This window comes from Limnobaculum allomyrinae, assembly GCF_016649425.1.
In the GTDB taxonomy this organism is placed as follows: domain Bacteria; phylum Pseudomonadota; class Gammaproteobacteria; order Enterobacterales; family Enterobacteriaceae; genus Limnobaculum; species Limnobaculum allomyrinae.
On record NZ_JADRCR010000020.1, the window covers coordinates 1 to 23,557 of the forward strand.

General features: G+C 41.3%; 31 protein-coding genes and 2 pseudogenes. 30 read left to right on the top strand and 3 right to left on the bottom strand.

Annotated features, from left to right (window positions below):
• The first annotated feature begins 235 nt into the window (after nt 1-235).
• The 3 genes and pseudogenes from I2494_RS20150 to I2494_RS20160 all read left to right on the top strand — a co-directional run bounded on the left by I2494_RS20150 (nt 236) and on the right by I2494_RS20160 (nt 1,637).
• On the top strand, nt 236-886 hold the full coding sequence (locus tag I2494_RS20150; RefSeq protein ID WP_321206131.1) for a phage N-6-adenine-methyltransferase: 651 nt from the start codon (nt 236-238) through the stop codon (nt 884-886).
• A 68-nt stretch (nt 887-954) separates the two neighbouring features.
• A pseudogene (locus I2494_RS20155) lies at nt 955-1,251 on the top strand (DUF968 domain-containing protein); the annotation flags it as partial.
• 17 nt (nt 1,252-1,268) lie between these two features.
• Nucleotides 1,269-1,637 carry an antiterminator Q family protein gene (locus I2494_RS20160; RefSeq protein WP_218468777.1) on the top strand — a complete coding sequence of 123 codons (369 nt, stop codon included), beginning with the start codon at nt 1,269-1,271 and terminating at the stop codon, nt 1,635-1,637.
• A 25-nt stretch (nt 1,638-1,662) separates the two neighbouring features.
• On the opposite strand, the gene I2494_RS20165 is transcribed toward I2494_RS20160, so the two are convergent.
• Both I2494_RS20165 and I2494_RS20170 read right to left on the bottom strand, forming a co-directional pair.
• Complete coding sequence (locus tag I2494_RS20165) at nt 1,663-2,238, bottom strand: hypothetical protein (RefSeq protein ID WP_218468776.1); 576 nt, start codon at nt 2,236-2,238, stop codon at nt 1,663-1,665.
• A gap of 48 nt (nt 2,239-2,286) precedes the next feature.
• Entirely contained in the window at nt 2,287-3,264 is a 978-nt protein-coding gene (locus tag I2494_RS20170; RefSeq protein ID WP_228351040.1) for a hypothetical protein, read from the bottom strand.
• A gap of 305 nt (nt 3,265-3,569) precedes the next feature.
• On the opposite strand from I2494_RS20170, the gene I2494_RS20175 reads away from it, so the two are divergent.
• The 18 genes from I2494_RS20175 (at nt 3,570) to I2494_RS20255 (ending at nt 15,699) form a co-directional block, all read left to right on the top strand.
• Nucleotides 3,570-3,959 carry a phage holin family protein gene (locus tag I2494_RS20175; protein ID WP_218468775.1) on the top strand — a complete coding sequence of 130 codons (390 nt, stop codon included), beginning with the start codon at nt 3,570-3,572 and terminating at the stop codon, nt 3,957-3,959.
• Nucleotides 3,952-4,368 (top strand): structural protein, encoded by a 417-nt coding sequence (locus tag I2494_RS20180; RefSeq protein ID WP_218468774.1) that lies wholly within the window; start codon nt 3,952-3,954, stop codon nt 4,366-4,368. Before I2494_RS20175 ends, I2494_RS20180 begins: the two co-directional genes overlap by 8 nt.
• A 44-nt stretch (nt 4,369-4,412) precedes the next feature.
• Nucleotides 4,413-4,694 (top strand): hypothetical protein, encoded by a 282-nt coding sequence (locus tag I2494_RS20185; RefSeq protein ID WP_218468773.1) that lies wholly within the window; start codon nt 4,413-4,415, stop codon nt 4,692-4,694.
• On the top strand, nt 4,636-4,890 hold the full coding sequence (gene lysC, locus I2494_RS20800; protein ID WP_456085664.1) for an Rz1-like lysis system protein LysC: 255 nt from the start codon (nt 4,636-4,638) through the stop codon (nt 4,888-4,890). The genes I2494_RS20185 and lysC overlap by 59 nt, the downstream gene beginning before the upstream one ends.
• A 77-nt stretch (nt 4,891-4,967) precedes the next feature.
• Nucleotides 4,968-5,309 carry a hypothetical protein gene (locus I2494_RS20190; RefSeq protein WP_218468772.1) on the top strand — a complete coding sequence of 114 codons (342 nt, stop codon included), beginning with the start codon at nt 4,968-4,970 and terminating at the stop codon, nt 5,307-5,309.
• Between the two features lie 157 nt (nt 5,310-5,466).
• Complete coding sequence (locus tag I2494_RS20195) at nt 5,467-5,697, top strand: DNA polymerase III subunit theta (protein ID WP_218468771.1); 231 nt, start codon at nt 5,467-5,469, stop codon at nt 5,695-5,697.
• A gap of 184 nt (nt 5,698-5,881) precedes the next feature.
• Nucleotides 5,882-6,526 (top strand): hypothetical protein, encoded by a 645-nt coding sequence (locus I2494_RS20200; protein ID WP_218468770.1) that lies wholly within the window; start codon nt 5,882-5,884, stop codon nt 6,524-6,526.
• 8 nt (nt 6,527-6,534) lie between these two features.
• Nucleotides 6,535-7,404 (top strand): hypothetical protein, encoded by an 870-nt coding sequence (locus I2494_RS20205; protein WP_228351041.1) that lies wholly within the window; start codon nt 6,535-6,537, stop codon nt 7,402-7,404.
• A gap of 137 nt (nt 7,405-7,541) precedes the next feature.
• Nucleotides 7,542-8,138: an RNA polymerase subunit sigma-70 gene (locus I2494_RS20210; protein WP_228351042.1), complete on the top strand. Its 597-nt coding sequence runs from the start codon at nt 7,542-7,544 to the stop codon at nt 8,136-8,138.
• Nucleotides 8,089-10,068 (top strand): phage terminase large subunit family protein, encoded by a 1,980-nt coding sequence (locus I2494_RS20215; protein ID WP_228351043.1) that lies wholly within the window; start codon nt 8,089-8,091, stop codon nt 10,066-10,068. The genes I2494_RS20210 and I2494_RS20215 overlap by 50 nt, the downstream gene beginning before the upstream one ends.
• 48 nt (nt 10,069-10,116) lie before the next feature.
• Entirely contained in the window at nt 10,117-10,338 is a 222-nt protein-coding gene (gene gpW / locus I2494_RS20220; protein ID WP_322091292.1) for a gpW family head-tail joining protein, read from the top strand.
• Nucleotides 10,338-10,811 carry a phage portal protein gene (locus I2494_RS20225; protein WP_407657936.1) on the top strand — a complete coding sequence of 158 codons (474 nt, stop codon included), beginning with the start codon at nt 10,338-10,340 and terminating at the stop codon, nt 10,809-10,811. The genes gpW and I2494_RS20225 overlap by 1 nt, the downstream gene beginning before the upstream one ends.
• A 62-nt stretch (nt 10,812-10,873) precedes the next feature.
• Nucleotides 10,874-11,314, top strand: coding sequence for an ATP-binding protein (locus tag I2494_RS20230; protein WP_228351045.1), 441 nt, complete (start codon nt 10,874-10,876; stop codon nt 11,312-11,314).
• 4 nt (nt 11,315-11,318) lie between these two features.
• Complete coding sequence (locus I2494_RS20235; RefSeq protein ID WP_228351046.1) at nt 11,319-11,501, top strand: DUF2635 domain-containing protein; 183 nt, start codon at nt 11,319-11,321, stop codon at nt 11,499-11,501.
• Entirely contained in the window at nt 11,498-12,991 is a 1,494-nt protein-coding gene (locus I2494_RS20240; protein ID WP_228351051.1) for a phage tail sheath subtilisin-like domain-containing protein, read from the top strand. The genes I2494_RS20235 and I2494_RS20240 overlap by 4 nt, the downstream gene beginning before the upstream one ends.
• A 10-nt stretch (nt 12,992-13,001) precedes the next feature.
• On the top strand, nt 13,002-13,370 hold the full coding sequence (locus tag I2494_RS20245) for a phage tail tube protein (protein ID WP_228351047.1): 369 nt from the start codon (nt 13,002-13,004) through the stop codon (nt 13,368-13,370).
• A 5-nt stretch (nt 13,371-13,375) separates the two neighbouring features.
• Nucleotides 13,376-13,669: a phage tail assembly protein gene (locus I2494_RS20250; RefSeq protein ID WP_228351048.1), complete on the top strand. Its 294-nt coding sequence runs from the start codon at nt 13,376-13,378 to the stop codon at nt 13,667-13,669.
• A gap of 128 nt (nt 13,670-13,797) precedes the next feature.
• Nucleotides 13,798-15,699, top strand: a complete 1,902-nt coding sequence (locus tag I2494_RS20255) for a hypothetical protein (RefSeq protein WP_228351049.1) — start codon at nt 13,798-13,800, stop codon at nt 15,697-15,699.
• Nucleotides 15,700-15,757: 58 nt separating this feature from the next.
• Here I2494_RS20255 and I2494_RS20260 read toward each other — a convergent pair whose 3' ends face one another.
• Nucleotides 15,758-16,702: a phage antirepressor N-terminal domain-containing protein gene (locus tag I2494_RS20260; RefSeq protein WP_228351050.1), complete on the bottom strand. Its 945-nt coding sequence runs from the start codon at nt 16,700-16,702 to the stop codon at nt 15,758-15,760.
• Between the two features lie 159 nt (nt 16,703-16,861).
• On the opposite strand from I2494_RS20260, the gene I2494_RS20265 reads away from it, so the two are divergent.
• The 9 genes and pseudogenes from I2494_RS20265 to I2494_RS20305 all read left to right on the top strand — a co-directional run.
• Nucleotides 16,862-17,101: an Arc family DNA-binding protein gene (locus I2494_RS20265; protein WP_218468767.1), complete on the top strand. Its 240-nt coding sequence runs from the start codon at nt 16,862-16,864 to the stop codon at nt 17,099-17,101.
• Between the two features lie 131 nt (nt 17,102-17,232).
• Nucleotides 17,233-17,637 (top strand): hypothetical protein, encoded by a 405-nt coding sequence (locus tag I2494_RS20270; RefSeq protein ID WP_218468766.1) that lies wholly within the window; start codon nt 17,233-17,235, stop codon nt 17,635-17,637.
• Between the two features lie 60 nt (nt 17,638-17,697).
• Complete coding sequence (locus tag I2494_RS20275; protein ID WP_218468765.1) at nt 17,698-19,104, top strand: DNA circularization protein; 1,407 nt, start codon at nt 17,698-17,700, stop codon at nt 19,102-19,104.
• On the top strand, nt 19,101-20,168 hold the full coding sequence (locus tag I2494_RS20280) for a phage baseplate assembly protein (protein WP_218468764.1): 1,068 nt from the start codon (nt 19,101-19,103) through the stop codon (nt 20,166-20,168). The genes I2494_RS20275 and I2494_RS20280 overlap by 4 nt, the downstream gene beginning before the upstream one ends.
• Nucleotides 20,168-20,764 carry a phage baseplate assembly protein domain-containing protein gene (locus tag I2494_RS20285; protein WP_218468763.1) on the top strand — a complete coding sequence of 199 codons (597 nt, stop codon included), beginning with the start codon at nt 20,168-20,170 and terminating at the stop codon, nt 20,762-20,764. The genes I2494_RS20280 and I2494_RS20285 overlap by 1 nt, the downstream gene beginning before the upstream one ends.
• Nucleotides 20,761-21,219 carry a phage GP46 family protein gene (locus I2494_RS20290; protein ID WP_218468762.1) on the top strand — a complete coding sequence of 153 codons (459 nt, stop codon included), beginning with the start codon at nt 20,761-20,763 and terminating at the stop codon, nt 21,217-21,219. Before I2494_RS20285 ends, I2494_RS20290 begins: the two co-directional genes overlap by 4 nt.
• The gene (locus I2494_RS20295; protein ID WP_218468761.1) at nt 21,209-22,345 is read left to right on the top strand and encodes a baseplate J/gp47 family protein; all 1,137 of its coding nucleotides are present in this window, start codon (nt 21,209-21,211) and stop codon (nt 22,343-22,345) included. Before I2494_RS20290 ends, I2494_RS20295 begins: the two co-directional genes overlap by 11 nt.
• Nucleotides 22,342-22,938 carry a YmfQ family protein gene (locus I2494_RS20300; protein ID WP_218468760.1) on the top strand — a complete coding sequence of 199 codons (597 nt, stop codon included), beginning with the start codon at nt 22,342-22,344 and terminating at the stop codon, nt 22,936-22,938. The genes I2494_RS20295 and I2494_RS20300 overlap by 4 nt, the downstream gene beginning before the upstream one ends.
• A 49-nt stretch (nt 22,939-22,987) precedes the next feature.
• Nucleotides 22,988-23,557, top strand: a pseudogene (locus tag I2494_RS20305) (hypothetical protein); the annotation flags it as partial.

Sequence of the window (23,557 nt, forward strand, 5' to 3'; positions counted from 1 at the left end):
ACGTATTGAAGCTGATGAACTGGCATTCATGCGTCTATTTTTCCCCAACATCCCCGACGAAGAAGCACGGTACCGAGCTGTTGATGGTAAACGCTATAAGGCGTTAGGCAACAGTATGGCGGTGACTGTCATGCACTGGATAGGGGATCGGATAGTTAAAGCGTGTGAATTATCGTCTTGTTATGAAGTGGAGTCAGTGGAAATGGTAAGTACTGAGACAGAAGTAATTGAAAATATCGCCAGCCCATATTGTATAGAGTTATCAGCACTGATCGGAGAGTCTGCCCATTACTTAAAAGATATTGGCGATCAGTGGCGCACACCAGATCCCATATTCTGGGGTATCAACAGTATGTTTGGTCCGCTGGTGCTGGATCTGTTTACTGATGCTGAAAACAGCAAATGCCCAGCGTATTACACAGCAGAAGATAACGCGCTAACTCAGGACTGGTCTGAACGTCTGAAAGAGTTACGCGGCGCCGCATTTGCTAATCCACCCTATAGCCGACCACAGCAGCATGACGGGGAATATATAACCGGTATGACTCATATCATGGATCACGCAATGGTGATGCGTGAGAAGGGCGGACGGTATGTATTTTTAATCAAGGCTGCAACCTCTGAAGCATGGTGGCCAGAAGATGCCGATCACATTGTCTTCATTCGTGGGCGCATCGGGTTTGATGCTCCATTGTGGTTTATCCCTGCCAATGACAAGCAAAAACCAACAGGCGCATTCTTCGCAGGTGCGATAGTTGTTTTTGATAAAACGTGGAAGGGGGAGCGGTTCAGTTATGTGACCCGTGATCAACTGATAGACACCGGCGAAGCATTTCTGGAACAAATCCGAAGGGAAGCGGGGCGGCTGGGGAGGGTGGCAGCATGATGAAAACTAATATGGAACTCATTGCTGATATTAATTCCACCCCGATTGGTGCCCTGAGCTATGCGAGCATGCTCAGGCCAAAACTAAAGCGTTGGGAGTGTGAGAAGTACACAAAGTGGGTAAAAACTCAGGCATGTTCAGGATGTGGGGCTGGTGCTGACGACCCACATCATATTATCGGTCATGGACAAGGAGGGATGGGAACTAAAGCGCATGATCTATTCGTGATACCGCTGTGCAGGCGTTGTCATGATGCATTACACGCTGATGTTGGTGAGTGGGAAAGAGATCACGGTAGCCAGGTTGAGCTGTTCTTTCGGTTTATCGATCGGGCCTTGGCAATTGGTGCAATTCTGGAAAAATAACTGTGTGGAGTTCGTTGATGAGAGATATTTATAACACTTTGAATGCATGGGGTGCTTGGTCGGCTAATGACCCCATCGGAGTTAAATGGAGTCCAATTGCAGCAGGATTTAAGGGACTAATCCCTAATAACAATAAGTCACGACAACAGTGCTCAGATGATGATGGTATTATTATAGATAGTTGTGTTGCTAAATTGAAAAAAATTAAACCAAAAGAATATGAACTTATTGTCGCTCACTTTATTTTAGGAATATCATTAAGAGCCATAGCAAGAAAACGAAAATGCTCTGATGGCACAGTAAGAAAAGAAATGCAGCTAGCATTAGGGTTTGTTGATGGGTTGCTATGCGTGCTAAATGTGAATTTGGATATGGATATTCTTTAAAAAAAAGCCTAGCTAACGCTGGGCTTTATTTATTCATATGGATTCTATCACCTAAATAATATAAACCAAAGAAAGTAGATACAAGCAATTGCCAAGTAAAGAAAAGAAATATTGATGCATAAAGGAAAAAACCAATATTATTGTTTACAGACATAATGACAGGACTTAAAAAAGCATTCGTAACAATTATCAGAATGCTGAGTGCGGTAAGAAACGAGAACAGCATACATAAGAATAATCTTCTAGTTAGATCTTCTTTTGAATAATATGGTCTACCATTCTCCTTCACGCCTTTGACGTAGATATAAGGATTACCATTATCATTTATTAATGGGTAATCTATTTGTTTTCTGTTAAAAGTTGCAATGGCTGCTAAGGCTGCAATATAAAACCCAGGTAAATTTGAAATGAAAGATGAAAGTAATTTAATTAATCCACCATCTTTATATAGATCAGAGAATGGAAATTTAATTATTAAAAAAAATGCCAATGATATAACCGTTAAAGCTAAAGGGATAAACCAATCATAGATTACTTTCCCATTGACACCTTTAATTGATAAATAACCGAAGGGCCTAAAAAGATGATGGAATATATTCAATTTACCCTCACTTTATATCTAAAAGTTTATCAACAATTTCTTGTTCAATTATATCATAAGAGTCTTTAAGTCGCGAAGAAAAACCAGATATGATTGTTTTTTTATGAATGTTTTTTCAAGGGCATCAAGCCTTATATCGTCAGTTCTTAGCGAAACTTGCCTCATAGACTTGGCGTCTTCCTTAAATTTAATTTTTATAAATTCATATCCTTGTTCTTCTTTAAAGTGCCGACAGACATTTTTTATCCATTCTACAACACCTTGACCATCTGTATTAGGTAAGATTTTTAACGTGCTTTCGATAGGGATTATTTGGTTATGAACGTCTGGGACTTTTATAATTTTATGTTCATTTCTGACCAGAACAACATCAGAGAGCCCCTCTTTATTAATTTTATCAAAAAGCTCGTGATCTAGTTTTCCAGAAATATCAAAAATCGGTTTATAAAGTACTTTTATTGGTTTGCCTGTTGTTGGGCTTAATATGTTTGTATTAGTTTTACATTCAAAATCAGCTTCATTTTTTCTTGCAATTTCGAAAAGTATTCTATTAAGATACATTTTCATTATGCTTGATGAAACTCCAGGTATAGTTCCTATTAGTGCGTCATGGGAGCGGCTCTTACCATCAAGTGTAATTAGAATATGCGATGACTCTTCATAACCTTCTCCATCGTGATGTTTGGGCGAAACTTCTTTTCGGTTTTTATTTCTTGTATTCCGAATAACAGTAACTGAACCATTCTTATCTATAGCATTTATTAATAAGCATAAATGAGATGGTGCATTTTCATTTTTATGATAAATAAAACTAACATCCTGCAAGGTAAGGGTTAAAACTCCCTTTTTATATTTTGCTATATGTCCAATTTGCGCAGGAAAATACTCAGCAAGCTTAGTCATTGTAGGTATTGGTAATGCACAACAATTCTTGTCTTCCTCTGAAATCGACTGACTCCGAAGTGTTGTATCAATAGTTATTTTATGATGGGTAACAAGGCGAGTTAAAGCATCCAATCTAGACATTAGGAACCTTATTTATCAGCATGATAAAAATTAACGAAAACCATTTATTCGCAAAATGATAAAGAATAAAAATAGAATACAAAAAAGATAACGCGTACGCAAAAAATATTGTAATGTGCTAAGAGCTGTCACATAGCTTAGTTCTTAATTATTTATATTGCCTCGCCATTGCGCGGGGCTTTTTCGTATTTAGCCCACAGCCAAACGTCAACCACTCCACACACACACTGCACATAGTGACTAACGGCTGTGGGCTAATCTCTATCAACTAAACAATGGACACTCCATCAGGGGGTGATATGTGTATGCCAAATAATCACAGGGACATCATTGCTGCATTAGCTGCATGGTATTCAGCGAACTCCAGTTGGATCAATGGCGGCATTATTGCGTTCATTGTGGCTATGGGGCGCGCAATGTTCTATGGCGGTAAATTCAAGGCCAGCTTAATTGATGGGCTACTGACCGGATTAGTGGCAGTCACATCCACCCCGATCTTGTCGCCGGTACTTATACGCACTATAGAACTGATTCCCGGCATGTCAGGAGTATTAACCGAAACATCAGAATTAAAGATTGAGCTATTCGTCTTTGCATTTATTGGCGTAGTTGGCGCCAGGGCATTGCGTGAATTTGCATTAGCAAGACTGCGTAAGTTGAGCGGTTCAACTCAAGAAGGCCAGAATAATGAATAAAGTATCTCGTGGCATCCGAAATAATAACCCTGGGAATATTGATTATAACCCAGCCAATAAATGGAAAGGGCAATTGCCATATGACCCCGTAATTGAAAGACGGTTTTGCCGGTTCGAATCGCCGGAGTATGGTATTCGTGCGTTAATGTCTCTGCTTGGTACTTATCAGCGGAAATACAAATTAAATAGCGTATCTGGTCTTATCAATCGTTGGGCTCCTGCTACTGAAAATAATACCAGTGCTTATGTTAATACGGTTGCTAAAGCACTGGGTGTATCACCGATGGATTCTGTCAGGGTAAGTGATAAGAACATTGCTATTGGGTTAGCAAAGGCAATCGTACAACATGAAAACGGCTCACAGCCTTATCCTGATGAAGTGTTCGAGAGAGCGTTTAATTTATTATGAATATTCGGGCAGTTGTCATATCAGTCGCAATAGCGGCTTTTTTTATGCTTGGATTTTATAGCTATAACCGGATGCATAAGGTTAAAGAGCTAACCATGGCAAATGAATCACTGACTAACAAGCTGAATTCAGCGGCTTTCTTGATAGATGTCCAATACTTTATTGATGGAGTGAATAGGGCGGTTACTTCCAGTCAGTTATTGAATGAACAGCGTCTACGGAGAGAAGCTAATGAAGCATTTGAACGGTATAAGCAGGTTACAGCGAATGACCCGTGTGCTAACACTCCCGTTCCTGCTGGTGTTGCTGACCTCTTGCGCGGCTGACTATCATCCCCCTGAGATTATTTACTTAGAACCACCAGAATCATTGATGGTGTCATGTGAGATACCCGAATTTAACGGGTATACATGGGGGGATGCTGGCGTATATGCCCTGGCATTAAAAAGAGAGCTAAAGATTTGCTCCAGTCGAATTGATTTCATTATTAAGTGGCGGCGGGATATAGAAAAGAAAAAATAATAAATTTGTTAACTTGAAGTTGGTTATTTAATCTCCATATATTACTTGAACATTAACGTTATATGGAGAGTGTGAAAATGGAAAGAGATGTTGATTTTGTTATTGTGCTAACCTTTGATGCTAATCAAAAGCACAGTGATATTTATAAATATTTAGAAGAGCATAAATTTAGTAAAAAATCTCTATCGCATAGAGATTTACCTAATAACACTTATATTCTTCAAGAAAAAAAGGGTGTTGAGTATAATAGTAATGGCACTTTTAATGTGAAAACAGCTGAAGCTGTAAGCAATAAACTTGCTTTAAGTCATTGTGAAAAATTGAAGGGATTTTTTGAAGAAAATGGAATCACAGGTAAGATTCACGCATTTGTTTCAAGGGTCGATATTTCAAGTGACAGCGTGTCAACTGTTGATTAATACTTTCAATATTAGTTAAAACCAGTTTCGGCTGGTTTTTTTATGTCTGAATAACGCTTGTTAATGCGGAGTTGGAAATAATATGGTTTTAATCATGCAGTAGAGTTAATGATAGTTTTTTCAGGTATATTGTCTCTAACATATTGGAGACATAGCGATGAGCCATAATTTAGCTGATTTACCAAAAGAAGACCGCGAAAAGGTCGATGTTGATCTACATGCATCTGGGATAGCTTATAAAGAGCGGTATGGCATTCCATTTAACTATATTGAGATAGAACGCCAGATCCCTGCGCATCTTAAAGATTATTTCAAAAAGAGGGTGGAGTTCTTTCGCGGCAATCCGTACCAACTCGGTAAATTGCCTTACGACCCAGAAGCTAAATAAGAGCCCTACGGGACAGGCGCAGGGCTCTTTAGCTTTACTATTAGTGCGTCATAAGAGGCGCTGTAATGATTATATAGTTTTATTCGTTGAGCAAATGACGGATTAAATATTTCGATACATCGCGCAAATATTAAATTTAACCAGCCAAGTGTTGGTTTTTTTATATCTAAAAGATGGGGATGTTATGGCTGAACTAAAAGATTTATCTGCTCAGTTACAGTCATTAAAAAAACAAATTAAGTTTGCTACATCTCAGGCGCTGACCTCAACCGTAAGACAAATTGAGCGGGCCCAGAAAAATGCATTAAAACAGAATTTGGATAATCCAACACCATTTACTATTAGCTCCGTTAAATCAAGAGGAGCAACAAAGAATAATTTGGTCGCTAAAGTATTTGTGATGGATATAGCTGCTGATTATCTTAAGCCTTTTGAAGTTGGTGGTATACATAAGTTAAATAGCCAAGCTTTATTAAACCCAAAGAACATAAAGCTAAACAAATATGGAAATTTAGCTCGTAATAAGTCACAGCAATTGAAATCAAAACCAGATGTATTTGTTGGTGATGTTGACGGCGTTAATGGTATATGGCAAAGGACGAAGGCTAAAAAAGGTAAAAAGGGAAAGAAACGCCGCGTTAGGTCACAAAATGGAAATCGACAACCCCGACTTAAATCGCCAGCGCCGAAGTTATTGATTCAATTTGGTGATGCTCTCCCCGTGAAGCCAATCCTGAATTATATGAATAGAGCCAATAAAATGGCTGCTGAATTAATGCCTGGCGAATTAGAAAAAGCGCTAGCAGAAGCATTTAGAACGGCTAAATAGAGGTTAGTATGTTGAATGCGCCAAATATTCCAGCTTTTGGGAAGACAGAGGCAATAGGAATGACTGTACCGGGCGTTTTTGGTTTTGGGCGAGAGAATGATGATGTCAAACCTGACCTGTCACCAATTGACATGACAACTGAACCGCTTGATCTTCGTTTGCGGTACCACTGCGACAGCCAGCATGCATATATCGGAACTGATGGATTCTTACATTACGCAGGAATTGATAAATACCCAGTTGAATACGACCCGGTAACGCGGCTACCTCTTGGCAGGCATGAGCCTGAACCGCAGGCGACAAACATATTTACTGGCGGAACTCCTTTTGCAATCAGTAGCGTTGGTAACCAGACCGTTGTAGCTGGCTCCAAAACGTATGGTGATGCTGATACTTATCGGTATACGTGGAACCTCACACCCACGGGTAACAATTACAACCTGAGTCAGAGGGCAATAACTATCCCATCAGCTGGAATGGCTGAGTACTACATACCGATAGAAATCATCCAATCAAGCATTGCCTATGATGAAACGACTATTAGTTCATTGCTTGATGTGTTCTGGTCTGGCAGTGGCACGATGACCAAATCGAATGTCCGGACAGTTCGCAAACTGGCAGATAACTTTTATCTCTGTGCTGTGACAATCACGACAATTGGAAGAGAGATTGGCGAGTGGTTTCAACTGGTGGATGGAACAGAAACAAAATCAGTTCAGGTTGATGAAGGGGCAATATCTTTATGTAACTCAGAAAATAAGCCAGATAAAAATGTAGATATAGGGCATCGAAGAACTGGAGAATTTAAACTGACACCACCTTTTATTGGATGGGTTCGACCATGCGGATATGACCGAGTGAGAATAACTGTAAGTTAGTTTCTTTCATCATGCAAATAAAGACTTGGGTATCATTATTTTTATGGGTCCTTCCTAAGTGTTTGATATTTCACGGGAATTGCGCGCCGCGTTTTGTGGCTAGCTATAAACTTTTGAAATTTGGGTAACAGGTAACAATGAATCAATCTGAATTTGCAAAATTGCATGGCGTCAGTAGAAAGACCGTGACTACATGGAAAGCCCGTGGATGGCTGGTTTTAGATGGTGATGAAATTAATATTGAGGCATCTAATGCCAATATTGATCGCTACCGAAAAACCGTTATCCGTGAAGATAAAAAGAAATCAGGTAACAACTCAGGTAACACCACTAAAGGTAACAGTGTTGGTAACAAACCAAATGAGTCTGTTACTAAAATAGTTGAACGTATTATTGCTGAGAACGGTGTGACGATGTCGCTCGATGAAGCGCGAACAATGAAAGAGAATTTCTTAGCACTATTGACGCAACTGGAATATGACGAGAAGTCAGGCAAATTATTGCCATATAAAGAAATGATTGATGCTGTGGGGCAAGAGTATTCCCGCATGCGTACTCGATTGATCGCGATCGCTCCTGAACATGGCCCCCGATTGAAGGGGCTGGCCTCTACCACTACCGATGCCGAATTTGTGCAGGCTTTGCAGGAGGTGGTTTACGAGGCTATGGAGGAGTTAAGTCTTGATGCAATTACCAATGAGCGGAAAGACGGCGAATGCAGCAGCCTGGAATAATTTTACTCAGGCTTTAATTCAAAGCCGTTCTAATATCCGACCACCTGAACCACTTTCACTTAGTGAGTGGGCTAATAAATTTGCCGTATTATCAAAAGAAACAAGTGCCCAGACTGGTCGTTTTAGATCCTTTGCTTATCAAGATGGGATCATGGATGCCATAACTGACCCCAGCGTAACCCAAGTATCGATGATGAAATCCGCCAGGGTTGGGTATACGAAAATACTCGATCATGCCATTGGTTATTATCTGTCTCATGACCCCTCACCAATATTGGTTGTTCAGCCACGGGTAGAAGACGCGGAGGATTACAGTAAAACAGAAATATCCCCCATGCTTCGTGATACACCTGTGCTGGCAAAAATTAGTGGTGACCCGAAAGCAAAGGATAGCAAGCAGACAATTTTGAAAAAGACGTTCTCCAATGGGGCTAATTTAGCATTGGTGGGCGCTAATAGTCCTGGTGGGTTTCGTCGTATTACGTGCCGAATAATTCTGTTTGATGAAGTTGATGGTTATCCATTTGGCGGGGCCGGTGCTGAAGGTGATCAGATTGCCCTGGGTACAAAACGTTCCGAAACATTCTGGAATCGTAAAATCGTTTTGGGCTCAACACCAACAGTAAAGGGAACGAGCCGGATCGAAAAATCCTATGACGAGAGTGATCAGCGCAAGTATTACGTGCCATGTCCCCACTGTGATGAATACCAGGTTTTGGAATGGGGCGGACCAGATACGCCATATGGCATCAAATGGGATAAGGATGAAAATGGCAACGGTATTGCTGACACTGCATATTATGTCTGTCGGCATAATGGGTGTGTAATTCATCATAATGAAAAGGCAGGAATGATTAAAGCCGGTGAGTGGCGAGCAACGAAACCGTTTAATGGCCATGCCGGGTTCCATATTTGGGCCGGTTATAGCCTGTTTCCTAATGCTGCCTGGAAGTATCTGGTGGCTGAATGGCTTCGGGTAAAAGACGACCCATTAATGCGACAAACGTTTATCAACTTAGTGCTGGGTGAGCCTTACGAGGATCGTGGTGAAAAAGCCCTGAGTGAGAAGCGACTTGCTGAACGATGTGAAGTCTATTCGGCTGAAGTACCTGATGGCGTGGCGGTGGTTACTGCCGGTATTGATACCCAGGATGATCGGTTTGAGATTGAAGTGGTTGGGTGGGGTAAGAACGAAGAGAGCTGGTCTATAGCCTACGATACGATCGAGGGTGACCTTGAAACGGATGAGCCATGGAAACGGTTAGATATGTATCTTAAGCAAATCTGGCGTCGGGCTGATGGACGAGGTTTCACTATCATGGCTGCCTGTATGGACTCTGGTGGGCATCATACTCAGAAAGTTTATGAGTTTGCTAAAGAGAGATTAGGGCGCCGAATATGGGCAATTAAAGGTGAGTCAGCAAGAGGCGGAGCCAGATCCCCAGTATGGCCAACAAAGAAACCAACATCACGCAGTAAATCAACTTTTAAGCCAATTATTATTGGTGTTAATGCTGCAAAGGATACTGTTCGTGGTCGATTGCATATTGATCCGCCTGTCGCTGGTGAACCTTCGGCAAGTTACATGCATTTCCCTTCAGACCGGGATTTAAATTATTTTGGTCAGCTATTGGCTGAACGTTCAGTATTAAAAGTATCTGGCGGTCAACGCTTTCGTGTATGGGAACAATTACCGGGACGGGCTAATGAGGCCTTGGATTGCCGGGTATATGGCTATGCAGCACTATGTGGATTGTTGCATTTAGGATTAAAACTAAACGCATTGGTTAGTAGTATTCAGGACAATCCGTCACGTCTGCTACCTGCACAAGAAGAGCATCAGGAAAAGATTAACCTCCGTCTTCCAGGCGTGATTATTCAAGAACCGGAAAAAGTTAAAACTAAACGAGTTTCTCAACTCTTGCCCTAATTAAGGAATCCTATGTCAAAAATAATTAACACTGGAATGTTCAGTGGGATGACGCGTGAGCAATTGTTGGCGGCATTAGAGAAGGCTCAGCAGGCATATATTGAACTTTCCACTGGGAATAGAGGGGTTTCGTTTTCGTATTCTCAGGGCGATGTAACAAGGTCTGTAACGTACCAGCAAGCATCTATTGCTGATTTGATGGCACTAATACAGATGTTGCAATCTGCATTAGGGGTTGGTAGACGCAGACCTATAAGGTTTAAATTCTGATGAGTGATATTAAAATTCTCGGGCCAAATGGGAAACCATTACCGCCATCACGCCCTAAAATGTCAATGCTGACTGGCGGCAGCCGGGTGCCATATGATGCAGCTGATTCTGTAAGCGATCAGTTAGCTAACTGGCAACCAACATTATTGTCACCAGATAACGAAATTAATATTTATCGTGACCGCATAGTTTCCCGCATACGAGATCTGGCGCGCAATGATGGCTGGGCCAGCGGCAGTATTACCCGCATTACTGATAATGCTATGGGGGCTAATTTTCGCCCCATTATTAAACCCGATTATCGGGCGCTGGCATTAATGACAAATAACACGTCATTTGATGCTACATGGGCTGATGAGTATGGGCGAGTTATTGAAGCACACTGGAGGTCATGGGCTAACGATCCCGGCCGATATTGTGATGTTGAGCGAAAGCAGACAGTTTCACAAATGCTGAGATTATTTCAGCATTAGTTGGGAATACCGATGCCGGATCTCGCGTTTATTCTCCGCGAGATTGGCCTACATCTGAAGATATGTATCCAGTTATTTTGGTACAGACTCCGATTGATGTAAAAAACTCACTTGGTCGCAATGCCCCTCAATTTAATACAGTTACGACTGTTCGTTTTACCGGTCGTCTTCAGGAGTTGGATGAGGAACAAGAAGACAACGGCGCTGTAAAGGCTGAGATTGCATTGGAGCAATTACGGGATCAAGTCGAACGGGCTGTAATTAATAGTTATGACCTGACGCGACAAATCCAACAGTTTTCACAAGTACGGTCAACAATTGATGTTAATGCAGCCGGCGAGGGACATATAGCGCAACTGCTAATGGAGATTGATATTGAATATTATCAAGGTCCTGAAGACTTCTATCCTATCGAATCAAATCCGTTAACCGGTGTTGATGTTGTAATTAAAATGCCTGATGGAACACCAGAACCGTTGGTTTCAGTAGACCTACCGGAGTAACTCTATGTTTGTAAAACCTGTGTCTGGGCGCGTAGTACGCGACCCGGTAAAGGGAACCTTTTTGCCTGAATCTGGTGAAGAGGTTCCAGAAAATACTTTTTGGCGCCGTCGTTTGAAAGATGGAGATGTTCAGAAAGTTAAATCTGTCACTACCTCTAACGAGGTTAAAGCGGAGAAAGGTAAATAATGATCCCTTTTCAAAATATTCCTGGAAACTTGCGGACTCCGCTTTTTTTCGCAGAGTTCGATAACTCGATGGCCAATACGGCTACTGAATCTCAGAGAACATTACTTATTGGTCAGATGCTTTCAACCTCAGTCCTGAGTAGTGGATTTCCTGTTCTTATATCATCAGCTAATGAAGTTGCTGGATTATGTGGCTCGGGTTCAATGCTTCACGGACAGGCAGCGGCATACTTGGCTAATGATACTGCCGGTGAAATCTATATATTACCCCTGAGTGATGGTGCATCAATGGTTGCTGCTACAGGGAAAATTGTAGTGACCAATCCAGCCAGTGCAACCGGGGTTATTTCGCTATATATAGCGGGTATCCGTGTTCAAGTATCTGTTGTTGCTACTGATAGTGTAGAGGCAATTGCAACGGCACTGGTAACAGCTATTAGTCAAAAATCTGAGCTCCCTGTTACCGCAGTGGCATCTACAGCTGAAATTACTCTGACAGCTAAAAATAAAGGTGCTCATGGTAATGGTATTGATATTCGTCTGAATTATTTAGGGACCGCTGGAGGAGAAGCCACGCCAGAAGGCTTAGTATTAACTCTTACTCCTATGGCTAATGGTGCCGGAGCGCCAGAGTTAGGGGATGCTCTGGCCAATTTACAGGATCGGACGTTTGATTTCATCGTTAACCCATATACAGATACGTCCTCATTAAATGAAATCAAAGAATTTCTTTCTGACAACGTAGGGCGCTGGAGCTACAGCCAACAATTATATGGACATAGCTTCTCAGCATTAGCTGGAACCTATGGGCAGTTAACAGCCGCTGGAGAGGGGCGTAATGATCAGCATGCATCAATGCTGGGTATTAATGATTCTCCGTCCCCTGCTTATATTTGGTCAGCAGCATATGTTGGGGCGATAGCTCAAAGTCTGAGAAACGATCCGGGTCGTCCACTACAAACATTAAGCGTTTCTGGTGTACTGGCTCCGCCATTATCCAGCCGATTTACTTTAACTGAGCGTAATAATCTTCTGCATAGTGGTATCTCAACAGTAACAATTGCTGACGATGATACTGTTCAGATTGAGAACATCATTACTACATATCAGAAAAATAAATACGGCTCTGCAGATGATAGTTACTTACAGGTTGAAACGCTGTATTTACTGATGTTTGTTACTCGTGATTTACGAACATTGATTACCTCAAAGTTTGCCCGGATGAAATTAGCTGCTGATGGAACTCGATTTGCTCCAGGCTCGGCTATTGTCACTCCAAAAGTTATTAAGGCTGAATTGATCGCTCGGTACCAAACTCTGGAATACAACGGTTATGTTCAGGAATCAAAAGAGTTTGCAAAAGGCCTGATTGTTGAGAAAAACGCGAGCAATCCAAACAGAGTTGATGTGCTGTGGGATGGCATTCTGATTAACCAGTTGCGTATCTTTGCGGTACTCAATCAATTCAGGCTGAACGCTACGGCGGCATAAGGATTATTCAATGGGTGATACAACTAATCGTCTGGCCGGAACGGCATACGTTACTGTTGACGGACTAACTATCATGGTTGCCGGTCAGTTTAAATACAGCCCGTCTGTTTTTAATCGGGAAACGCTGACGGGTATGGATGGTGTGCATGGGTATAAAGAAACTTATAACGCACCATACATATCCTGTCAGATCCGCGATAGTGGAGGTACTTCTATCAGCGATTTCAACGATCAGACCAACGTTACGGTGGTTTGTGAATTGGCGAATGGAAAAACGATTATGGGCAGTGGGATGTGGTCTGTTAATACGCAGGAAGTAGACAGCACTGAAGCTACATCAGATATTCGCTGGGAAGGCGGCACGGTAACGGAGCTTTGATTATTATGACTGAATTAGAACGCTCAAAAACCATTAATTTGGTTAAACCAATTACGTGGGATACAACAAAAACCACTTATGAATTCGTTGAGCTTAGTGAACCGATTTTATTGCAGGTCCAGCAATTTTACGATGATCAGACCAAAAATGGTTCATTGAGTGCTATGGGGTTACTGATTTCACTGGTTTCCAATATTCCCCGAGAAGCTATTAAGCGAATGGCATTTACGGACTATAAGGAATGTGAGAACTATTTAATGGGTTTTTTAATGTACTCCCCAGAGGGGGAGAGTGGTTAGAGGATTTAGCCGATATAACATATTTCTTTAGTTGGGGCCCAGCTGATGCTGAGGCCCTTACATATAGTCGTCTAATGTGGTGGCGTAAACAAGCTGAACGGATAAATAAGGTTAAGGCGGGGAAATAGATGGCTAATTCATTTGATTTTGAGATTGCGGCGAATGATCAAGTATCAGAAACCATCCAGCGAATAGATGAAGCTGTTAAAAACCTGATGCCTAAGCTGGAAAATACGCGAGAACAATTAAAGTTAGGTGGACAGGATTCCATTGATGGACTTGATGAAGTAAATGGCAAATTGGAGGATATGGGAAAACTTGCCAGGCAGGGAGTCCAGTTTATTGGTGATCTTGTACCACCACTTAAAATGGTTGGGGAAATTGGTAGTAAATTTGGAAGTATTGGATTAAAGGCAGGGGGAATTGCGGCTGTTGGATATGGGATGGTTCAAGTGGCTACAGGCTTAAAAGACGCTGCTGAGAATGCTTATAGTTTGGATGTTGCCGCAAAAAATGCTGGGATGTCGGTTGATGGACTGTCTCGACTGGCTGGAGCGATGCAAATTGTAGGGGCTGATAGTGAATCTGCTCAGAAATCCGTGGAAGGATTATATAAATTATTTAATGATCCTAGGTGGGGGCGAAATGACGCAATGTTAGCGCTCATGAATAAGCATGGTATTGAAATAGCAGTTAAAGATGATGGAACAACGGATGCGTTAAAAACTTTTGAGAATGCAGCAAAAGTATTTCCTAAACTGAGTTCTAATATACAGAAAACTTTGGCTGATGCCATGGGATTAGATGATAATGCGCTAGCTTTGTTGAGGGAAGGTGCAAGGTTAAAGGAGTTACTGGCTAAATCAGATAGTTTTGGCTTAACTATGGATCCCGAGTTGAATAATCAGCTAACAGAGGTTGATCGTAAACTCGCAGAAGTAAGTGCTGCCTGGGATGGGCTAAAGCAAAAAACAGCTAATAAAATTTTTGAGGCCATATTATCTGATGGTTCTGTAAGGGACGGTATTGCTGGTATTTCTGATCTTCTTGAGCATGGTGATAGTGTTGGTATCGGGCATGCTCTTGGTTTTAGCCGGGGTGATGACGCTAAGAAATTGCGGGAAATGCGTGATGATAAGAAAATATTTAATGAATTATCATGGGATGAGCAAATAGCAGTTAATTCCGGCATCATGACAGATAATTTGCGGCAGAAACATGATAAATGGAAGGCACCACAAAATGCGGCTGAACGTCTTCAGAATGACATTGGATTAGCTTCTACCCCGATTGTTCGTGGATATGAAAATATCCCTTATTCTGAAAAGACAAAAGATGTTTTAGGTTTAAGAAACAATAATCCTGGGAATTTACGTGAAGCTCCCAATAATGCGGGGTATAGTTTTGGTCGCACAGGGAAATTTGCAAAATTCAGGTCTGGTTCAGATGGTATTGCTGCTTTAACTCGTCAACTGTCGTTATATGGAGATCGAGGTAAAAATACTATTAGTGACGTAATTAGAACATATGCCCCACCTAATGATAACAATAATACAAAAGCATATATTAATGCAGTTTCAAAGATGACAGGTATGGACCCATCACAGCCAATCAACTTTCATGATCCAAAAACATTGGAGAAAATCATTCCTGCTATCATTAAACATGAGAATGGAGTTCAGCCGTATAGCCCTGAACAAATATCTAATGGTGTCAAAACTGCTATTAATGATGATCGTTGGAAAGGAAGACGAAATCCAGCTAATTTGCAGCGCCAAAGGGAGGGGTTTTCTCAGTCATTAGAAGAAAGCAGAAATGAGAATGTTAGCATTAACCAATATCAACCTTCTATTTTGGCGCCAACTCCAGCTAAAGATGGTGTTAACGGTATTGTTGATGCTATTGCTAAGGCTATGGGTGATAACAAAATGCAGGTGGAAGTGATTCTTATTGATGAAAAAAATGGAGAAAGAAAAACTGTCACAGGTAAACGTGGCGGAAGGGTCTCCACCTCCATGCAATACTCATAACTCAGAGTCAAATTAGTGCAAAGGGCCGTTATTAGCGGCCCGATTTCCATTTAACTTATTATATTTTATAGTTAGGACTGATTCTAAATCCCGTTCCTTTATTTAATATAGAAGAGCTGTCACGGCTAATTTTTTCAATTGCATAGTACATAATTTCAGCATAATGGCGATGGGCGAGGTATTCAAGGCGAGCTGCGCTGACATCATATCCAGCCTGAGTTAAGGTTATAAGCAGACTGCTTATTGCTGAAGGCGCACAATCACCAAATAGCATTTTTATTGGAAATCGACATGGATTGATGTGAGAAAAATCATTATATCCATTAGTATTAAGAATATATTCGTGTTGATTCCACCATGTTATAGGGAGCTCAATGTCTAACACTGAAGTTGTCATTGATTGCCGTTTACCAAGATATTCTCCTTCAAGGACATTAAGGTATTCAACAGCCTCAGTGACTTGCTGGGGTGTTAGTTGATGAATATGGTCTACATCGAAATGTTGGTGAACGAGTCTCCAGATATCTGGATAAATTTTACCTAATCCAGTAGTGATTAGACGTTCTGCCGTCTGACGCAGTGGAGTTAACTGTGTTGCTGTAGATTTGCGAGACCTAGTCAGTTTTCGCTGTACTTCGCCTTTAGTCCAATATTCATATAAAACATCATCACATTCTTCCTGATAGCGTATGACATTTTCTTTAATATTAGGGTTAACTTTATTTGGACTAATAGTATTCAACCAACCAGCTAGCTTACGCAAAGCAAGACAAACCATTGTTTGTTCCCCTCCTTCTGAGGGTATTGTGATTTCCGCAATTCCTTTACTAAAGCGTTTTTTTAGCTTAGTAAATTGGCTAGACCAATCTAGCCCCATGCCTTCAACAATAGGTTTCATAGGAGTATATGGTTCACCAACATGATTAATGATAAACAGTTTAGAACCATGGAATGGCACAGTGACAGTGGTGCAATGAACGGCTTCTTTTGCTAAAGTAGACATGTCTGTTTCCTTGGTAGGGGCGGACAAATTAGAGGCTCCAGCTATTGCAAGTAGGTGGGGCCTCGCTGTTTGTAGTAGTAATGTGCTACTACGATTGACAGCGTAATAGTAAATTACTACCATGTCAATATCACTTTTAAACAGTATTGACCATAAGCTATGAGTAGAAGAGATCCCCAATTTAATGTAAGAATTCCTTCAGAGTTAAAAGACAAGTTGGTTACTTTGGCGGAAAGAAATAAGCGCTCCATTAATACTGAAATTGTGGCGGCAATAGAGGCTGCGGTTGAATTGGCTGACCAAGGGCTCAGTATTAAGCGTCCAGAAATGAGCGATCTTGATTACTCGGATTTAGTAAAGCGAATAGAAAGATTAGAAAAGAAATCAAATAGTAATTGAGAATAATTATTAAGAATCAAGAATAGACTGCAATATCAATTGATTATGAAAAAATAATGAATAGTGATATCTACGTCAGCAGATGATAGAATGTGAAAAAATATCCTTAAAGATAGTGGGAGACGTGATAAATGACTGTTTGGCAAATATTTCTGGTATTAATACTTCTGTTTTTAATATCTATTATTTTTTCATTTAAAAAGAAGCCGTCAAAGTTAAGAACATTTATGCGAGTTCTCGCAGTTTTGATGCTTATTGCTGGTATAAGTATTTTCTTCTTGTTTAAAAATAAAATGGAAGAGGTTAGAAAGTGTCCAAATAATGTTGAGTCTTTTTATGCGAAAGATGAAGTATTGTGTTTTGGATACGAAAACATATCATCATTGCTAATGAGCCAGCGACAGTTGGAAATGTCAAACTTTAGGATTATTAATGAAAATCTGGTTATTACTGATACTCCTCATAATGGTGCTTTCCAGATTATAAAGAATGAAAAAGATTCAGGTTTTTCTGTTATACCTTATGAATTGAAATAAGTATTAATCATAAATATATACAAACCCGCTTCGGCGGGTTTTTTGCGTTCTGGAGTCTGCATGTCAATTATCGGTAGCGCGGTTTCAACTTTGCTTGGTAAAAGCGGTGATACATGGATATGGAGTGAACATTTACATCCAGCAAGTTTTCGTGGGGTGCCGTTTGCTGTTCAGTCCGGAGAAAGTGTTTTTGGACGTCGGCAGGCTGTTCATGAATATCCGTTTCGGGATACGGTTTGGGTTGAAGATTTAGGCCGGTCTACTCGTAGAATCACTATTAGGGGTTTTATTGTCCAAAGTAGCCAACTCTATTTATCACATGACGTTATAACCCAACGAGATTCATTAGTAGCGGCCTGTGAAGAAAAGGGGCCGGGAACGCTGGTACATCCAACACTGGGAGAGATCGAGGTTAGCATCCCTGATAATGGGTTACGTATTACTGAGGGTGAGGCTGGGCGTGTATTTGAGTTCACTTTAACTTTTATTGAGTCAGGTCTTCGTGTTTTTGCTATCACTGATGCATCCACTGCTGTTTCAACAGTTAGGAAATCATGGTTTGCTCTTGTTTCTCAGGTGGTAGCAACATTTATTGCAGTAGTGAAGAGTGAAATTAGAGCGGTTAATCAACTAATTAAGACATTGAAAAATACTGCAAACTTTTGGGTAAGAATGGTTGATAACACAATTAACGAGGCAACCAATCTTGGAAATACTTTCCGGTCTACTTTCGGTAGTTCAAAGTATGAGCGATATAACTACGGTAAGGTTGGTGGAAGCACTGTCAGTGGAACAGGAAAAATACAGCCAGAACCGGATACTGAAGACTTACCCGCATTAATTTCACAGAGGATTGCAATATCAACAGAAAGTCGCGAGGCAGTGAATATTGCCGGTGAAAACTTTATTTCATCTGATTCTATTGATGATTATGGCAATGCAGCCGGTGAGCTAATCAATTCCATGTTATCTGACGCTGTGGGGCCAGCAGATCAAATCAGAATCATGGAAGACCTGGCAAGTCAGAGCAATAGTGATGTGTTTTATAACAATCCAGCAGATGAGGTTGTTTCAAGTGCCGCTGATCATATGATGAATGTATTGGCTGCAGGCGCTATGGCATATGCTGCCTCACAATATCAACCAACTGGTTATGATGATGCTAATGAGCTTCTGACCCGGGTATGTGACGCAATTGACAGGGTAGCTTTAAGCTCTGCTGATAGAGGTAATGATGCGGAATATGCATTACTCATTGAAATGAGGCAATCCATAGTGGCCATACTTCAACAGGCTGGTGCTAATTTAGCAAAAATGGAACAGGTTAATTTTAATCGGTCACTACCATCTTTAACTATCGCAAATCGATTATATCAGGATACTTCCCGTAGCGATGGGTTGGTAAAAATGGTCAATCCAGTTCATCCAGCATTTATGCCACCGGCATTTAAGGCACTAAGCTCATGAGTGATGATTTAGTATTACAGATAAATGGAAAATTGATATCTGGGTGGGATCGCGTCAGGGTGACTCGAAATATTGAATGCTTACCGAGCGACTTTGATTTATCACTAATGGATCGTTATTCCAGTTCTGATGATAGTCAACTAGTTAACCCAGGGGATCCTTGCACGGTTTTATTAGGTGAGGATCCAGTGATAACTGGATATATCGATAGATGGAGTTCAATGATAGATAAGTCCCGCCACGAGGTTAATGCGACTGGTAGGAGTAAGTGCCAGGATTTAGTTGATTGTTCCGCAGAATGGGAAAATAACGTAATTAGCCAGTCTACCGCGCTCCAAATTTGCCAAAAGTTGGCAAAGCCTTATGGCATCGATGTTACGAGTGATATAGCCGATATGGGTATTGTTCCTCAATTTACATTGAATTGGGGAGAATCATCTCAAGAAGTTATCGATCGCATTACCCGCTGGGCTGCACTTTTATATTATGACCTTCCTGACGGTAATTTGTATTTAACCAGAGTTGGTGATCGAAAGGCCGCCAGTGGAGTAGCTCAGGGTATCAATATAGAAAACGCAATATACGATTCCGGAATAGATGAAAGGTTTTCTGATTACATCGGAGTATCAATGTCATTAACTCCCGTTATGGAGTCTACCTCTGATGCTGGTTATAGCTCTATAACAAAGGCATCAGCCCAAGATCCTGAAGTGGCTTCAATGAGATACAGAAACAGAATCATCATTGTTGAAAGTACGCTTAATGTTAACGACAGGGCTCAAGACTGTATTGATTGGGAAATGAACCGGCGCTACGGGCGTTCGAAAGTTCTGCAGGTTACGGTTGATAGCTGGAGAGATTCGGACGGTAAATTATGGGAGCCAAATACATTGATCCCAATAACCATTCCAACGTTTGGACTTAATGATGAGCTTTGGTTGCTTGCTGAGGTTACCTATTTAAAAGATGAAAATGGAACCACGTCACGAATGGTTTTAATGCCTCCAGCAGCTTTTACTGTCCAGCCTTATGAATTTTACAATGGTCTGATGGAGTCAAATTAATGAATGATTTTCAGGGGAGAATTGACCGACTTTATCGCCAAATAAAAATGATGATTGGTATTGGAAAATTAACTACATCATCAGATGCCGGAGGAGTGCAGTCAGTTCAATATCAGACCCCATTGGAAGTAAAAGGTAATACGCCAAGGTTTTGTGAATTTGGTTTTTCTTCTGGATTACCTCCTGGCTCTGATGTTGTGATTGTATCATTGGGTGGCGACCGCTCCAGCACAGCCATTATAGCCTCTAATAATCAGTCATTTCGGCATACCGGATTGCAACCGGGTGAAACAGTTATTTATAACCAGTGGGGCATGTTTGTGAAACTCACTGAGGATGGAATAGAGATAGAAGCCAAAAATAAGCCAGTTACTGTAAATAATGCCACTACTGTAACTATCAATGCTACCGAAGGCGTTGAGATGGATACCCCTGTTTTGAAGGTTACCGGGAATATTATTGATAACAGTTCCAGTAATTCTAAAACACTAAAAGATCTGCGTGATGCATATAACTCTCATGATCATGATGTTAAAAATGTTCAGGGTGGTGATTCAACGAGAACCAGTGAGACAACTGGTAAGGTTGTTCAATGAGTGATATCACAACTGTCTGGCAAGTGGATGAATCTATAGGGGATTGGTTAAAATCTAAATTATCTGGTGGAGACTTGCTTACTGGTCACGATCTGGAAACCTCCATTCTAATAAGTTTGTTTACTGATCGGCAGGCTCGGGATGATGACATGATCGAGGATTTTGATCGGCGGGGTTGGTGGGGTGATTATGAGTCTGAGTATTTAATAGGTTCCAGGCTCTGGCTATTGCGTCGTCAGAAACTGACTACGAAGGTGGCAATAAAGGCTGAAGATTATGCTAAAGAAGCATTGGAATGGTTAATAAAAGATGGTGTCGCCAGTTTTATTGATGTGTCAGCACAAATTATTCATCCCGCCACGCTCATTCTCACTATCAGCTATCAGCAACCAAGTAAAAAGAAACAATCCGTAAAATACTCATGGGTTTGGGGAGATGTAACGAATGCCATTTAACAGACCTACATTAACAGAGTTGCGCCAGCGCAACCGATCTTATATCCAGTCAGAACTCCAAACTGATGGAAGTTTATTACGATTTTCAAATATGGGGGTGATTAGCGATGTTGATGCTGGCATGGCGCATCTTCATTACGGTTACCTTGACTATATAGCTCTACAGTCAACGCCATATTTTTCAACAGATGAATACCTTGCTGGATGGGCCGCCCTTAAAAGTGTTTATAGGAAACCAGCTACTGCGGCAATGTGCCAGAGTGTGGCGTTTAGTGGAATTGCTGGCGCTTATATCCCCGGCGGGACTATTTTAAATCGCGATGACGGATACCAGTATCGGTTAGATAATGAGCTAACGTTATCAAGCGATGGTGCTGCAATAGGTTCTATTACAGCCATACTTCCTAACCCAGCGGAAGACAGCACTGGTGGTGGAGAAATTGGAAATGCTGACGCAGGAACCATATTGACACTTGATGTTGCAATTAGTGGTGTGCAATCTCTGGCTACAGCTAATGATGCCATTTCTGGTGGTTCGAATATTGAAACGGATAGCTCATTTCGAACCAGGATGTTGTTAGCCTATCAAAATACCCCCCAGGGTGGTAATGACACGGATTATAAATCATGGGCGCTGTCTGTCTCTGGCGTAACGCGTGCGTGGGTTGTTCGCAGGCTTGCTGGCGGCGGGACAGTGGGTATTTACATCATGTGTGATGGAAATGGGAATGGGGGATTTCCCATAGGCACGGACGGAATATCTCAATTAGAAGATTGGGGGGCCGTTAAAGCAACAGGAGATCAATTGCGTGTTGCTGATTATATCTACCCATTAGAAACAAATACCGCACTGATTTATGTTTGCTCACCAATAGAGAAGAAAATAAACTTTATTATTAGTGGCATACCTAATGCCAGTAGTGAAACAGTTACCGGGATTAATGATGCTATAGATGAAGTATTTTTTGTCGAAGGAAAGCCCGGTGGAAAAATTCTTTGGTCATCGTTGTTGATATCAATTAGCGCTGTTCCTGGATCTGCTGGATTTATATTGGAACAGCCGTCAAATAATATTCAAATGGCAATGGGCGAACTCCCAGTGCGTGGGACGGTAACATATATATGAGCCGATATTCTGTATCAGATTATACCGGTGCATTGCAGGCGCTTATGCCTACCGGGTTGGTTTGGTCTCGTCGAAATGATGGTGTTCAATCAGCTGTTCTAAGGGCACTGGCGAAGTCTTATCAACAAACAGATGAAGATGCCATTAACCTTCTGATAGGAGCATTCCCCGGCACAGCAACAACATTATTAACTGAATGGGAAAATACGTTAGGCTTACCTGATCTTTGCTCAATAGGTGAGATTGATAGTATTGCCCAGCGGCAGAGAAATGTTGTATCAAGATTGACCGATGTTGGTGGGCTTTCGAAAGATTATTTTATCCAAGTTGCGGTATCGATGGGCTACACAATCACGATCACGTTATTTCGTCAGGCGGTGGCCGGAATGTCTGTTTGTGGTGATGCTATTAATGGCGAGGACTGGCCATTCGCATGGTTAGTTAATGCTCCAGAAACGACTATAAATTATGCACAATCAGGACTTACATATTGCGGTGATCCACTTCGGGCGTGGGGCAATAAACAACTCGAGTGTCGATTAACTGCTATTTGTCCCTCGCATACAATAGTTCTCTTCGGTTACGTAAGCTAACCATCTAAATTTAAAAATAATTTAACGCTTTTATTAGCGAGGTTTTTCTATGCAAAAAATTGGAAATATCCCCAATACCAGAGCGGATACAAATGGTGAATTTACTGATGGAAATGTTGCGGGGGGCGTTCCTCCAACGATATTACCTGCTGCATTTTTTAATACTATACAGAGAGAATTGTGCAATGTTGTGACGGGTTCTGGGCTGGAGATTACCCCTAATGATGACGGGCAAGTATTGGAAGCTATACAAATTTTATTTGGCAAATATTTGTCTCAATATATTAGTGCTCCAGCAATTGGAGTTCCTTTTTTCTGGCCGTCTTCCACAATGCCGAATATTGTGATGAATGAGTGGTCAGATATGGTATTTCTGAAATTCAATGGAGCAACATTCTCAGCAGCAACCTATCCAAAGCTAGCCTTGGCTTTCCCCAGCTTATCCCTGCCGGAAGCACGAGGGGAGTTTTTACGGGTGTGGGATGACGGGCGCGGCGTTGATAGTGGAAGGGCACTGCTCAGTTCACAAAGCGACGCAATTCGAAATATCACGGGTAGCGTGGGGTACATTACGATGGTGGGAACTTCTAGTGTTGACGGAGCTTTTACTGTTGGAGGT

Coding starts and splice junctions, on each gene's coding strand:
- I2494_RS20160 (WP_218468777.1), top strand. CDS start 1,269: ATGAGAGATATTTATAACACTTTGAATGCATGGGGTGCTTGGTCGGCT.
- I2494_RS20170 (WP_228351040.1), bottom strand. CDS start 3,264: ATGTCTAGATTGGATGCTTTAACTCGCCTTGTTACCCATCATAAAATA.
- I2494_RS20175 (WP_218468775.1), top strand. CDS start 3,570: ATGCCAAATAATCACAGGGACATCATTGCTGCATTAGCTGCATGGTAT.
- I2494_RS20180 (WP_218468774.1), top strand. CDS start 3,952: ATGAATAAAGTATCTCGTGGCATCCGAAATAATAACCCTGGGAATATT.
- I2494_RS20185 (WP_218468773.1), top strand. CDS start 4,413: ATGCTTGGATTTTATAGCTATAACCGGATGCATAAGGTTAAAGAGCTA.
- lysC (WP_456085664.1), top strand. CDS start 4,636: ATGACCCGTGTGCTAACACTCCCGTTCCTGCTGGTGTTGCTGACCTCT.
- I2494_RS20190 (WP_218468772.1), top strand. CDS start 4,968: ATGGAAAGAGATGTTGATTTTGTTATTGTGCTAACCTTTGATGCTAAT.
- I2494_RS20195 (WP_218468771.1), top strand. CDS start 5,467: ATGAGCCATAATTTAGCTGATTTACCAAAAGAAGACCGCGAAAAGGTC.
- I2494_RS20200 (WP_218468770.1), top strand. CDS start 5,882: ATGGCTGAACTAAAAGATTTATCTGCTCAGTTACAGTCATTAAAAAAA.
- I2494_RS20205 (WP_228351041.1), top strand. CDS start 6,535: ATGTTGAATGCGCCAAATATTCCAGCTTTTGGGAAGACAGAGGCAATA.
- I2494_RS20210 (WP_228351042.1), top strand. CDS start 7,542: ATGAATCAATCTGAATTTGCAAAATTGCATGGCGTCAGTAGAAAGACC.
- I2494_RS20215 (WP_228351043.1), top strand. CDS start 8,089: ATGCAATTACCAATGAGCGGAAAGACGGCGAATGCAGCAGCCTGGAAT.
- gpW (WP_322091292.1), top strand. CDS start 10,117: ATGACGCGTGAGCAATTGTTGGCGGCATTAGAGAAGGCTCAGCAGGCA.
- I2494_RS20225 (WP_407657936.1), top strand. CDS start 10,338: ATGAGTGATATTAAAATTCTCGGGCCAAATGGGAAACCATTACCGCCA.
- I2494_RS20230 (WP_228351045.1), top strand. CDS start 10,874: ATGTATCCAGTTATTTTGGTACAGACTCCGATTGATGTAAAAAACTCA.
- I2494_RS20235 (WP_228351046.1), top strand. CDS start 11,319: ATGTTTGTAAAACCTGTGTCTGGGCGCGTAGTACGCGACCCGGTAAAG.
- I2494_RS20245 (WP_228351047.1), top strand. CDS start 13,002: ATGGGTGATACAACTAATCGTCTGGCCGGAACGGCATACGTTACTGTT.
- I2494_RS20250 (WP_228351048.1), top strand. CDS start 13,376: ATGACTGAATTAGAACGCTCAAAAACCATTAATTTGGTTAAACCAATT.
- I2494_RS20255 (WP_228351049.1), top strand. CDS start 13,798: ATGGCTAATTCATTTGATTTTGAGATTGCGGCGAATGATCAAGTATCA.
- I2494_RS20260 (WP_228351050.1), bottom strand. CDS start 16,702: ATGTCTACTTTAGCAAAAGAAGCCGTTCATTGCACCACTGTCACTGTG.
- I2494_RS20265 (WP_218468767.1), top strand. CDS start 16,862: ATGAGTAGAAGAGATCCCCAATTTAATGTAAGAATTCCTTCAGAGTTA.
- I2494_RS20270 (WP_218468766.1), top strand. CDS start 17,233: ATGACTGTTTGGCAAATATTTCTGGTATTAATACTTCTGTTTTTAATA.
- I2494_RS20275 (WP_218468765.1), top strand. CDS start 17,698: ATGTCAATTATCGGTAGCGCGGTTTCAACTTTGCTTGGTAAAAGCGGT.
- I2494_RS20280 (WP_218468764.1), top strand. CDS start 19,101: ATGAGTGATGATTTAGTATTACAGATAAATGGAAAATTGATATCTGGG.
- I2494_RS20285 (WP_218468763.1), top strand. CDS start 20,168: ATGAATGATTTTCAGGGGAGAATTGACCGACTTTATCGCCAAATAAAA.
- I2494_RS20290 (WP_218468762.1), top strand. CDS start 20,761: ATGAGTGATATCACAACTGTCTGGCAAGTGGATGAATCTATAGGGGAT.
- I2494_RS20295 (WP_218468761.1), top strand. CDS start 21,209: ATGCCATTTAACAGACCTACATTAACAGAGTTGCGCCAGCGCAACCGA.
- I2494_RS20300 (WP_218468760.1), top strand. CDS start 22,342: ATGAGCCGATATTCTGTATCAGATTATACCGGTGCATTGCAGGCGCTT.